The sequence below is a fragment of the Deltaproteobacteria bacterium genome, from assembly GCA_018668695.1.
Taxonomy (GTDB): Bacteria; Myxococcota; XYA12-FULL-58-9; order XYA12-FULL-58-9; family JABJBS01; genus JABJBS01.
The window spans coordinates 1-11,363 of the sequence record JABJBS010000387.1 but is presented as its reverse complement, the minus strand read 5'-3'; the positions used below and the strand labels follow the sequence as shown (position 1 = coordinate 11,363).

At 50.9% G+C, this 11,363-nt stretch carries 10 protein-coding genes; 5 read left to right on the top strand and 5 right to left on the bottom strand.

Translation table 11 applies throughout. The annotated features are described in order from the left end of the window. Nucleotides 1-270, bottom strand: a 270-nt coding sequence (locus HOK28_22985) for an RNA-binding protein (GenBank protein MBT6435975.1), incomplete at its 3' end; no start/stop codon positions are given. A 542-nt stretch (nucleotides 271-812) separates the two neighbouring features. Between HOK28_22985 and HOK28_22980 the strand changes: the two genes are divergently transcribed. From HOK28_22980 to HOK28_22970, 3 genes are all read left to right on the top strand, one after another. Continuing rightward, nucleotides 813-1,442 carry a peroxiredoxin gene (locus HOK28_22980; GenBank protein MBT6435974.1) on the top strand — a complete coding sequence of 210 codons (630 nt, stop codon included), beginning with the start codon at nucleotides 813-815 and terminating at the stop codon, nucleotides 1,440-1,442. A 106-nt stretch (nucleotides 1,443-1,548) separates the two neighbouring features. Continuing rightward, entirely contained in the window at nucleotides 1,549-3,150 is a 1,602-nt protein-coding gene (locus tag HOK28_22975; protein ID MBT6435973.1) for a hypothetical protein, read from the top strand. 70 nt (nucleotides 3,151-3,220) lie between these two features. Continuing rightward, the gene (locus tag HOK28_22970) at nucleotides 3,221-4,819 is read left to right on the top strand and encodes a hypothetical protein (protein MBT6435972.1); all 1,599 of its coding nucleotides are present in this window, start codon (nucleotides 3,221-3,223) and stop codon (nucleotides 4,817-4,819) included. Here the strand turns inward: HOK28_22970 and HOK28_22965 are convergent. The 4 genes from HOK28_22965 to HOK28_22950 form a co-directional block, all read right to left on the bottom strand. Beyond that, the gene (locus tag HOK28_22965; protein ID MBT6435971.1) at nucleotides 4,816-5,811 is read right to left on the bottom strand and encodes a hypothetical protein; all 996 of its coding nucleotides are present in this window, start codon (nucleotides 5,809-5,811) and stop codon (nucleotides 4,816-4,818) included. The genes HOK28_22970 and HOK28_22965 overlap by 4 nt on opposite strands. A gap of 149 nt (nucleotides 5,812-5,960) precedes the next feature. After that, nucleotides 5,961-7,607 (bottom strand): ABC transporter permease subunit, encoded by a 1,647-nt coding sequence (locus HOK28_22960; protein ID MBT6435970.1) that lies wholly within the window; start codon nucleotides 7,605-7,607, stop codon nucleotides 5,961-5,963. Further along, nucleotides 7,607-8,383 (bottom strand): ATP-binding cassette domain-containing protein, encoded by a 777-nt coding sequence (locus tag HOK28_22955; GenBank protein ID MBT6435969.1) that lies wholly within the window; start codon nucleotides 8,381-8,383, stop codon nucleotides 7,607-7,609. Before HOK28_22955 ends, HOK28_22960 begins: the two co-directional genes overlap by 1 nt. A 1-nt stretch (nucleotide 8,384) precedes the next feature. Continuing rightward, complete coding sequence (locus HOK28_22950; protein ID MBT6435968.1) at nucleotides 8,385-9,305, bottom strand: putative selenate ABC transporter substrate-binding protein; 921 nt, start codon at nucleotides 9,303-9,305, stop codon at nucleotides 8,385-8,387. Between the two features lie 170 nt (nucleotides 9,306-9,475). On the opposite strand from HOK28_22950, the gene betA reads away from it, so the two are divergent. Together betA and HOK28_22940 are read left to right on the top strand one after the other, a co-directional pair. Continuing rightward, the gene (gene betA, locus HOK28_22945; GenBank protein MBT6435967.1) at nucleotides 9,476-11,170 is read left to right on the top strand and encodes a choline dehydrogenase; all 1,695 of its coding nucleotides are present in this window, start codon (nucleotides 9,476-9,478) and stop codon (nucleotides 11,168-11,170) included. 4 nt (nucleotides 11,171-11,174) lie between these two features. Next, nucleotides 11,175-11,363 (top strand): HAD family phosphatase (locus HOK28_22940; protein ID MBT6435966.1); only part of this gene is annotated, 189 nt, incomplete at its 3' end.

The window sequence follows — 11,363 nt, the reverse complement described above, 5'->3', positions numbered from 1 at the left end:
GCCGCCGCCGCCGCCGCCACGGCTACGCTCGTGTGCTTCGTTGACGTTCAATGCACGGCCATCAAGTTCGGAGCCATTCATTTGCTCGACCGCGTTGTCAGCCGCAGTGTCATCGCTAAAAGTTACGAAACCAAAACCACGGCTACGGCCAGTGTCTCGGTCTGTAATTACTTTTGCTTCAGTTACTTCACCGTGTTGCTCGAAAGCCATACGAAGACCGTTATCATCGGTATTCCAGCTTAGGCCACCCACAAACAATTTCTTGGACATATCTCTCTCCTGATGCGCTGACCTGATGCCAGCCAATCTTAATTCGCGAAATTTTCTCGGGGACCGAGCAACACGCGAGGGTAATTGATGCCCTCTGCCGGTATTGGGTCCATTCGAAGCTTGGGCAACAAACGTTCAACTCGGTACGAAGACTCTTTGGGTGATGGCTTACCCAAGATTTGAAAAAGGTTCAACAATTAATCCCTAAACATTAGGGCCATGCATCAAAGCCCTTAAGTAACAGTACTATTGGTAGCCCCTAACCCTTTGCCCTAAATCAGGCGAATCAGGGCATTCAAGTTATCGTCCAGCGAACCATTCGGTTAACCCAAGGGTTCCCAGAGAAACAACTCACTCGGTCATGAATCAGGATTAACGCTTAATAACAGGGGCTTAGAAGGATGCGGCCACCATTCTTCCCCATACGAAGAGATTCTTAGGTCACGATAACCCCAAGAAATGTGTAACTTCCTCCCCGTTGAAAGAACAGCTCGCGACCTATAAGCTTCTCAAGGTCGTAACTTCCGAATGGAGATAATACCATGCCCATCATGCTTGGAGACACTGCTCCTGATTTCAAAGCACAAACAACTGAAGGCGAAGTGTCTTTCCACCAATGGATGGGTGATAGCTGGGCGCTATTATTTTCTCACCCAAAAGACTTTACCCCGGTGTGTACGACAGAGCTGGGAGAGGTTGCGGCATTGAAAACGCGGCTCGACAAACGGGGCGTTAAGGCAATTGGAGTTTCTATAGACAGCCTTGAAGACCATCGTGCGTGGTCTAAAGATATTCTAGAAGTCACTGGCCACGCTTTAAACTTCCCCTTGATTGCCGATAGCGACAAACACGTTGCCAAGCTTTACGGCATGATTCACCCGAAAGCGTTGGACACACTGACCGTTCGTTCTGTGTTTATTATCGGGCCTGATAAGAAGGTAAAACTCACGCTGACCTATCCTGCGTCAACCGGGCGTAATTTCAACGAGATTCTGAGAGTTATCGACAGCCTTCAGCTCACAGCCAACCAAGCCCTCGCAACCCCGGCCAATTGGCAAGTGGGCGACCGCTGCATCATTGCTCCCTCAGTTTCAGACGAAGAGGCGGAAAAGCGTTTCCCTGGCTACGAAACGATCAAACCCTACCTGCGTACCACGCCTTGCAAAGGCTAATCAGAGCGTAAGCCCCTAGGTTCCTACCACTGCTCATCGACAGGCAGCCCATTTCCTCCTAGACTTAGAAGTGGGTCTCGATGTGAGAGACCAAGGGGGAAATTCTGTGAGAAGTTCAGACGTTGGAACGGTCAGTTCCTCACAGACCAGTCAACCCGATGGCATCCGAAGTACATTCCACAGACACTCCGTAAACCCTTTCGAAACAGACACGCCGTGGCGAGCTCTAGAGATCTTTCTCCTCGTACCCATGTTGCCTGTGTTGATGATTCGTCTCACGTTGTTAGCGCTGGCATTCGGCACTGCCAGCTTCTTTGTAACCGTGGCCGCGTTCTTACCCAAACCCATACAACGAACCGCCGTTTTGCCTCTGAAGTGGTGCTCTAGGCTTGTACTTTATGCCTTCGGCTTTTGGTGGATTGAGGAAGAAGGACTCGAGGAAAACGGGTTTGAAAATGTAGGCATCATATGCGGAGCTTCCCACGCCTCACTGCTTGACGTTTTTTACTACGCCTACCGCTGGCTACCTTCATTTGTTGCAAAACGAGATATCCGCGAGATGCCTTTCATCGGTTGGTTTGCACAAGTGCTCAATTCTGTTTTCGTCGACCGCCATGCCGATGCAAAAACAAAAGCAGCCTATAAATCAAAAATTGAAGCGATTGCCGAAAATCCAAAAGCACCACCTGTTCTGATTTTCCCTGAGGGAACCTGCACCAATGGGAAATCCCTCATCACATTTAAGCGAGGCGCTTTCGAACCTGGCGTGGACCTTCTCCCGGTATGCATGCAATATCGCTCGGAAATGAATCCCGCTTGTGTCGGCAGAAACAGCGAAGTGTTGTTTCTTCTGCGTGTGATGATGCAGTGGTCCAACAAACTTCATGTTCAAATACTCCCGGTTCACAAACCCACCGAGGAAGAAAAACAAGACTCGATTCTATTTGCTGAACACATCCAGGACCTCATGGGCGATGCGATGGGCATTCCCAAAACAAGACATTCTATTGCAGACATGTTTTTTTACCAGCAAGTGGTCGACCAAGAATTACCTGAGAAAATATTTCAGTTCATCTTTGCGGATCTCTATGAGTACTTTCTCTTACGTGACAGGGAAGAGCGCAAAGCCTTTCGCCATACACTGATGCACCTTCTGGACAGGTGGCATCAAGTTGACCGGGACAGCGATGGGAAAATCTCAAAATCAGAATTTCTAAACTACGCCAAGCAAGCAGGTATCGGCGAAAACATAGGCGAAGCCATCTTTTTCCAATTTGATGTTCTGGGCAATGACAGCGTTGACTTCCTTGAGCTCGCTGCCGCTTGTTTCGAACTTTTAAGGCTCGCTGAATTTGTCGTTTATGAAAACCCCGAGGGGATTGGGCCGCGTGAAATTAGAGATGCTTATCGATTTTATCGGGGCAGCCTGGGCGGGGTTTCTCGTGAAAGCGTAGAAACTCTTTTAAAGCGCACTGCCGGCCTCGACATGCCGAGTGAGATTCTAGATCGCCACTTTCCCGAAGAGGGAGAGTTTTCGGTGATCGGACTCAAAAGCTTCTCGAAATTCTATATGGAAGAAAAAAACTATTTAAAACTGCCGTTTGCGGTGGCGAGCGTGCTGGTAAACCATGTGCTGGAAGTTCCTGAAATTTCAGAATTATCACAAGAACACACCCCTCAAGAACCACACAAAAACCATACAAATTGAGAACTTAGAAGACTTAATTGACCAAGGCACTGACGGCGTTTATACCCAAAGTAGATAAAGGGGAGACCAAGTGAAACATATCTTTAGAATACTCATCACCATTTTAGGAATGAGCCTCGCACTCTTGGGCTGTAAAGAGAGCGACGGATTGGTCCAGGTGACCACACTTACTGTCAGCCTCCCCGCAACCGCAACGGTCGACGACGGCTGGGCCTTGGTACAAGTTGAGCTAACACAAGACCAGTCCACTCAATCCATCGTGCTCTCTGAAACGACAACGACTCTCACGGTACCAATTCCCAACAGTACTGAACTCACAATCGCCACCATTGCCGTTCAAGTCGAAGCTGGAGCATCGGTAACTTGGTACACCAGCACCCAAAATTTTGATCCCATGGGTGGAGAAAACACACTTGACATTCAAGCTTCGGCCGCACCGGGGCAAGCAGTTAACTTTCAGCCGCACCTCTACCATGAAGAAGCACAAGCCAATGTCGCCTGGACGCGTGAGCTCGCCATCCTTTTTGTTGACCTGACTACCGGCTTCACTACCAGCCCGCTCTTCAAAACCAACCAAGATCTAACGATGCCCACCGATGCAAACTGGGTGGCAGTTTTTGTAGATGAAGATAATTACGGCACACAAATCGATACCTTCGGCAGCAACATCGCTGAAATTGTCGAGTACCATAACAGCCTCGGTTCAAGCCCTGAAGGTCTCGTCTTTTTCGACCATGATGAAGGATTGGTTCTAAACTCTACAGGCGGCGTAAGCATGGGTATTCAAGGGCTTGTGGGCTACGATGCTGATGCCTGGACAGGTATTGTGCCTTTGGTTGTTGGCCAAGCTCCCACGATGTCCACCACGGCAGAGTCCAACCCAGCGAGTTCAACGGATACCGTCGACGAAGGTAATGTGGTTCTCACAGAAGTAGCCGGTTTTCCTGAAACAGACACCGCATTTTCCATTGAATGTGCAGCCAGCCCATCGTGCGCGGCTGCAACAGGTTGGCAAGGCTGCAACCAAGCATTTGAAGTGACTGAATCAACAATGTTCATGGTTCGATACGACGAGATTCCAACTCTTGGCTGCTTAAGCTTTGAGATCAGAATGGACACCAATGCCAACCTCGGTGGCGACTGCGATGACGGCAGAACCTGTTCAGACGCGCTCGCTTGCGACTGCTCGGAAGAATGCTCTTCTTCCGCTTGTGGAACCGAGGGCTGCGGTAGCTGCGGCGCTTGCGCGGCGACGGATTATTGCGGAGCCAACGAGTCGGGTGAATTTTCTTGCACGCCAAAATGCGTCACACCTCAAGAACCATCTGAGGCCATTGGTGTCAAAGGGCTCTGTACTCAAGGCCGCCAGCTCTATGGCTGCTTTCAAGGTACCAGAAATACGATCCAGTGTTATGCTCCCGAAGGACTTGGCTCAGACGAATACCAATGTGGCTACACCGCCGATGGGTTCGCTACTTGCTTGGATCTTAGAGCAGCTTGCAGTCCCAACTGTACTGATTTGAAACTTGGGGAAACCGATGGATGCGGACAGATTTGCGGCGTGCATGCCGATGGTCATAAACTCCCATGCAGCGAGGCTGCACCTCTAAGCTGCGATCCTGAGCTACCAGAGATAAGCTGTGTAGCGGGCGAGTGGGAATTTAATTAAAGCCCAAAAAGCTCTGGCCACTGTGCTCTAGCAAAGTCCCCCACACTGGTGCGGGAGTCATTTTCAAATGCTTCCCATACGTTATTGTAGCGATTTAAAAGCGCATCCATTCGACCGCCCAACTCACTCGTAGGCGTTCTTCGTTCGGCACTTTCTGTCACAATTTGATACCGGCTGGTGCCTTTTGCATTTCGGGTGGCATCAACCTCGCCGTGAAATAGGCGCTCTTCGGCTAACTGTGCTGCATCGTATTCACCTTGCGTTCGAGCCTGGTCTTTACGCACCACTTGCTGAATCAACGCGGCAAATGTTTCTTTGGCAATGGGCTTATCGTCCTTTAAAGAAGTCGCCATGCTGTACCATCCGTCATAACTTTGAAAAATACGGCAGGCATCGTCTTTTTTCTCCACCACGAAGCTATGGCACCCGATTTGAACTCTTAAAAATCCATCACCCGGAGCACGAATGGCTTCATAGAGAGCCTGCTCGCCTTCTTGTTCGCGAGTTGCACCAGAGAACAATACACTTTTTAAAGCATTGGATGTTTCGCCGCATGACGGACCGAAGTTCTTCGTTCTCAGGATATGGCTGAAGAGGTCTTTACAGGATGTTCCCTCACGAGATGGGTCCAAAGCATAGGCAGCGATGATGCCTCGCGGATCATAGAAGCGAAGTTCGATGCCGCGCATCGTGGTTCCACGTTCTGCGGCTTTGATGGCTAATAAATCCTCAAGTGCGGGATAAAAATCAGGCGCTCCCGAAGAAGCTGGTTGAATGCGAGGCGCGCGCTCAGGGGCACGAAGTTGAGCTTCTTGACCAGAGCCTACGGTAGGAGCCTGGCGCTGAGCCGGCCCGCGCTGGATAGAATCTCGAATGACTGCCTGAACTGGACGCTCGACATGGGGCGGTGCCTCTGGGCCCGGGCCTTGAACCTGAGACGTATTGGTAAACAGACGGCTTACAAAACTAGGAAGGTAATTAGACAATGGCATCTTCAGCTCCAGCTATGAATGGATACTTCATTGTCGGCGCGAAAACGCAGAAGTTGCGCTTAATAGGCAAGCCACGCATTAAAATGCCGGGCGAAACCGAAAACTAGAGAAAACCTTTTTTTTGCGGGGACTTAGGTCCTATCAAATGTTCATCGAGCCATGATTCTCAAACGCAGTTCGGAACTAAGAGCGTCGATTAAGCTCACCACGACCAGCAAGACCAAAAGCTGAGTGGCAAGCTCTCGAAAATGAAAGAGGCTGATGGCGGTATGGATTTCATCACCGATGCCGCCTGCGCCCACAAAACCAACCATGGCTGTAGCACGAATATTCACCTCAAAACGAAACAATGCGAATGATAAGAGCTGGGGCATCGCCTGCGGTAAAACACCATACGCCCAGGCTCCAAGCCTGCCCGCACCCCGAGCCTCTAAGGTGCTTGGGTAGTGGTTTTCAATGTCTTCGTAAACCTCGCCAAAGAGCCTGCCCATGATACCGATGGTATGGGCTCCAATGGCCATCATGCCCGCCATGGGACCGGCTCCTATCCAGACTACAAAAATCAACGCCCATACGAGCTCAGGCATCGCTCTGAAAACCTGAAAGATAAGCCGGACTGCCATAAACACCAATGCAAAGAGCCGCTGATGGGTTGCCCCGTTGGGTGCATCCTGCAGATAACCCATACTTAGGATTTGCCAAGCTCCCAAAGGTGCCATCATAAACGCTAAAAGCGATGCACCCATGGTTGCAAAGAGTGCCATCCCTACTGTCTCGAGCATGGCCTGCGTCGTTGCCCACACAAAATCGAAGTCAAGCACTGGATTGGAAAACCCCGCCAAAAAGACGCCCAGTTGCTTGGCTGCTTGGGCCGTAAAAAGGTCAAACCACACAACGCCTAACGTCAGGCTTCCCCAAAGAGCGCCGACAGCGATGGTACCAATCGACCAATACGCTCTCGACCGACGCAAAATGAGGCTAGAAATCTCCAATAAAATAACACAGAGAAGCAGTGCCAGGAGCGCCGTAGCCAGCTTGTCGTATTGAAAGTAGCGAATGCTTAAATCGATTTCAGAGCCAAGCCCTCCTGCACCCACCACACCTAAAATCGCCGCACTTCGAATCGCGCATTCCAGACGAAAAAGGCCATACCCAACCCATTGATGACGTACTTGGGGTAAGACACCATAAAGCGCTACGCCCAGCGGGGAAGCCCCGAGACGTCGTAGACTCATTGCAGGCTCAGGCGCTGCACTTTCCATCAGCTCCGCAAAAAGCTTACCAATGATTCCGGCAAAACTTAGCCCAATAGCAATGACCGCCGGGCCGGGACCTAATCCCAGAATGCGAACAAACAAAAAGGCCCAGATAATTTCGGGAATACTGCGTAAAATCGTCAGGATGGTTCGTGAGGCCGGGCGAACTACAAACGCCGTGAAATCCACGAATGAACGCTTACGGGATTGCTCAGGCAGTGCCGGTAAACGCGCTCCCCAGATCCCCAAGGGGATACCGATAACAAGGGCCAAGCCGAGCCCTGAGAAGCCAATGGCAAAGCTCTCAACGCTAAGCTCCATGATGCGTCGGATAAAGTCAGCATCCAATGCAGGACTCGTAAAGCCTTGAAACAGTGCAAGAGCATTGGCGAGACCGTCTTTTTGAAATAATCTCCCCGGCTCAAATCCGATGCCCCAACCACCCAAGCACCAAGCGATGAGAAAACCCGACAAAACCAGAGCACGCAGGCCTGCAGGTTGCTCCCGCGTTGAAAGCGGTTTTACCGAGTCACTGGGCATCAACGCCGCTCCTGGTGCCCCGCGTAGAGTTCATCGAGCACCGAGTCGGTTACTTCATGAGCAGGCACATCCAAAACGAGCCTGCCTTCACGTAGGCCAATGATCCGGTCAACATGTGGCTGAACCACGCTTACCCAATGGGTGGATAAAACCATCGATTGCGCATGCCGCTGGCCCTCTTCGATAAGCAGCTTCATGACTGTTTGTGCTGTGGCCGGGTCTAAAGACGATGTTGGTTCATCTGCAAAGAGAATCGTGGGCCGGTGAATCAACGCCCGAGCAATGGCCACGCGTTGCTTCTCACCGCCGCTTAATGTGTGTGTGGAATCAAACTGCCTGGATGCAAGACCCACTTCCTCAAGCATCTGCGCCACCTCTTGTTTATCCGTGGTCCACAGTAAAGAGAGCATAATGCGCCATGGTGACCAATTTGAGAGCAGGCCTGCGACAACATTTCGGTGCAAGGATAATTGCGGGACAAGGTCTAAACTTTGCTCGACCAAACCAAGCTGGCGACGATAGGAACGAAGTTCGCGCCGGTTCCATGTGGCCATATCTTGGCCCTCGACCAAGACCTGACCACAAGAAGGCTCAAGAGACCCTGCCAAAAGCTTAATCAGGGTAGACTTTCCACTACCACTGGGACCCAAAACAGCGACTCGCTCGCCAAGTGACACTTTGAGATTGATTGCCGATAGAGCTTTGAACTCACCGAACGATTTACCAACCTCAGAGAGCTCCAATACAGGAGCCTGCTCACTGACGAGCTCAGTCATCTTACTTTAAAAGTCCTGTTTCACGAGCAACCGATTCAATCGCATCAAAGTCACTCGGCGCTGCCGGTACAAACTTAGCCGCACCCTGAAGTGCCAATACTGCTTGATGCTTCTCATTGGTTCCATCGAGCTTCAAAAAGGCTTTCTTGAATTTGTCTTGTAGGAGCGCGTCCACTTCTTTGCCCGCGGTCCAAACGTAGTCAACGTAGCCAGGTGTGGTCCAGATGAGCTTCACCTTGGCTGTATCAACTTTTTCTTGAGTGACCATACGATCCCAAACCTGCTTGTTCAAAGCACCTGCAGCAACTTTGCCCGACTCAACTATTTTCGCTGTGGCATCATGGGCGCCGCTGAAAACTGGCTTACCTTCAAGATCGGCGGCTACGTCCAAACTAAACTGAGTCTTCATAAAGTGACGTGGCATCAGATGGCCCGAGGTGGAGCTCTTTGAGCCGAAAGACAGGGTCTTACCGCGAATATCTTCGACTTTCTCAACACCGCTCTGCGCGTTGGCAATGAATACGGTTTTAAAATCACGATCGATTCCGCGCATGGTCAAAGGCACAGCGCCGGCCATGGTTCGGGCTTGAACATGGGTGAAACCACCAAGCCAAGCAAAATCAATTTGCCCTGCAGCCAGAGCTTGAACCGCTGCACCGTAATCGGTGACGGGGACATAAGTAACTTCGGTGCCGAGTTCTTCACTAAGATAGGCAACAAGTGGTGCATTTTTACGCTGAAGTTCGGTCGGATTCTCATCAGGGATACCGGTTACCCGAATCACTGTTTTTTCGGCAGCTGCTTGAGGCTTGTCTTCAACCTTCTTGGCGGGAGCCTCTGATTCGGCTTTTGGGCTACAAGCAACCATGGCCAGGGTAAGAACACTTGCCACGTATGCATTCATCACGAAACTTCTCTTCATTTTCATCTCACTTCATAGGATATCACGAATACCGCTCTCTTGATTCCGAGAGGTTTTGTATACTGTTTTAAGCTTGTTTGACCAGAGTCAAACATAGAGTCGGAACCTAAATAATTTAGGGATGCTGGATTCACCGAGCTATTCCAAGTAGCTTTCTATGCGGGGGAATCATGCCAAATATCGTCAAAAAAGACAGTTACGACTATATCATCATCGGTGGAGGATCTGCTGGGTGTTGCCTAGCCAACCGGCTTAGCGAGGACCCTTCGAATAAGGTACTCGTTTTGGAAGCCGGGCGACCCGATTGGAAATGGGATATTTTTATCCATATGCCAGCTGGCCTCAGTACTCCCCTCGGCAACAAGCTCTACGACTGGAAATACAAGTCGGAGCCGGAGCCATTTATGAATGGTCGACAGGTCGACCACGGCCGAGGCAAAGTCTTGGGCGGCTCAAGCAGTATCAACGGCATGATTTACATCCGCGGCAACGCCATGGATTTTGAAAAATGGGCCCTGGAGCCCGGCATGGAGCGATGGGACTACGCCCACTGCCTGCCCTACTTTATCAAAGCCGAGAATCGAACCGCCGGTAAAAATGATTACCATGGGCAGGAAGGCCCTTTGGTTCTTGAGAAGGGGCCATGTGAAAGTCCCCTCTTTCAATCCTTTTTTGAGGCCTGCAAACAGGCTGGGTACCCCATCACAGACGATGTAAACGGTTATCAGCAAGAGGGCTTTGCGCCTTTCGACCGCAATGTGAACAATGGAAGGCGCTGGAGCGCTGCCCGGGCTTATCTACACCCGGTAATGGATCGCCCCAACCTCACTGTTATTTGTGGGGCACTCTCCACCCGAATTCTCTTTGAAGGTAAGCGGGCCGTGGGGGTCGAGTACGTTAAAGGTAAGGGACTCTTTAACACCAGCTACGGCACGACGACTTATACGGCGCATGCGGGTGAAGTCATCTGCTCCGGTGGTGCCATCAACACACCTCAGCTCCTGCAACTCTCCGGCGTGGGCAACGAAGAGGACCTCAAGCCCCATGGCATCAAAATGGTCCACCATCTGCCTGGCGTAGGCGAGAACCTCCAAGATCACCTGGAGGTTTATGTACAGCATGCCTGTAAACAACCTGTTTCCCTGCAACCCGCCCTCAAGTGGTATAACCAGCCCTGGATTGGGCTGAAATGGCTCTTCGGGCGCACCGGGGAAGCGGCCACCAATCACTTTGAGGCCGGCGGCTTTATCCGCAGCAATGAAACCGTAAAATACCCGAACATTCAGTTTCACTTTCTGCCACTGGCCATTCGTTACGACGGAAGCCAACCAGAAGGAAACCATGGATACCAGGTCCACATCGGTCCGATGTATTCTGATGTTCGCGGAAATATTAAAATCAAATCCACGGACCCTCGTGAACACCCCGCCTTACGATTCAATTACTTATCCACGGGCCTCGACCGTCAGGAGTGGATTGAAGCGGTTCGCTCTGCCCGAAAGATTTTAAGTCAATCCTCGATGGACGAGTTCAATGGTGGTGAGATCTCGCCGGGACCATCGGTTCAAACCGACGAAGAAATCCTAAAATGGGTCGGTGAAGATGCCGAAACAGCTCTTCACCCATCATGCACCGCAAAAATGGGGTTGGATGATATGGCCGTGACTCATCCCGACAGCTTGAAAGTACACGGGATCGAAGGCCTTCGTGTCGTTGATGCATCGGTGATGCCCGGGGTGACCAACGGAAACATCTATTCGCCCGTGATGATGATTGCTGAAAAAGCATCAGACCTAATTCTTGGCAACACCCCGCTCCCACCCTCAGATGCTCCGTTTTATTTGCATAAGTCAGAAAGTGAATAGGCAGATGACTATCTCGAATATCCAGGGCGTCATCTTTGATATGGACGGCACACTCATCGACTCGGAACTGTTCACCGAGCAGGCAGTTGAGAGGCTCCTTACCGAAGAGGGATTACCCACCGAGGGCATGAACTATAAGCAGTTTTACGGCATCACTTGGAAGAATATTGAATCCATTTTGCAAGACCTCTTC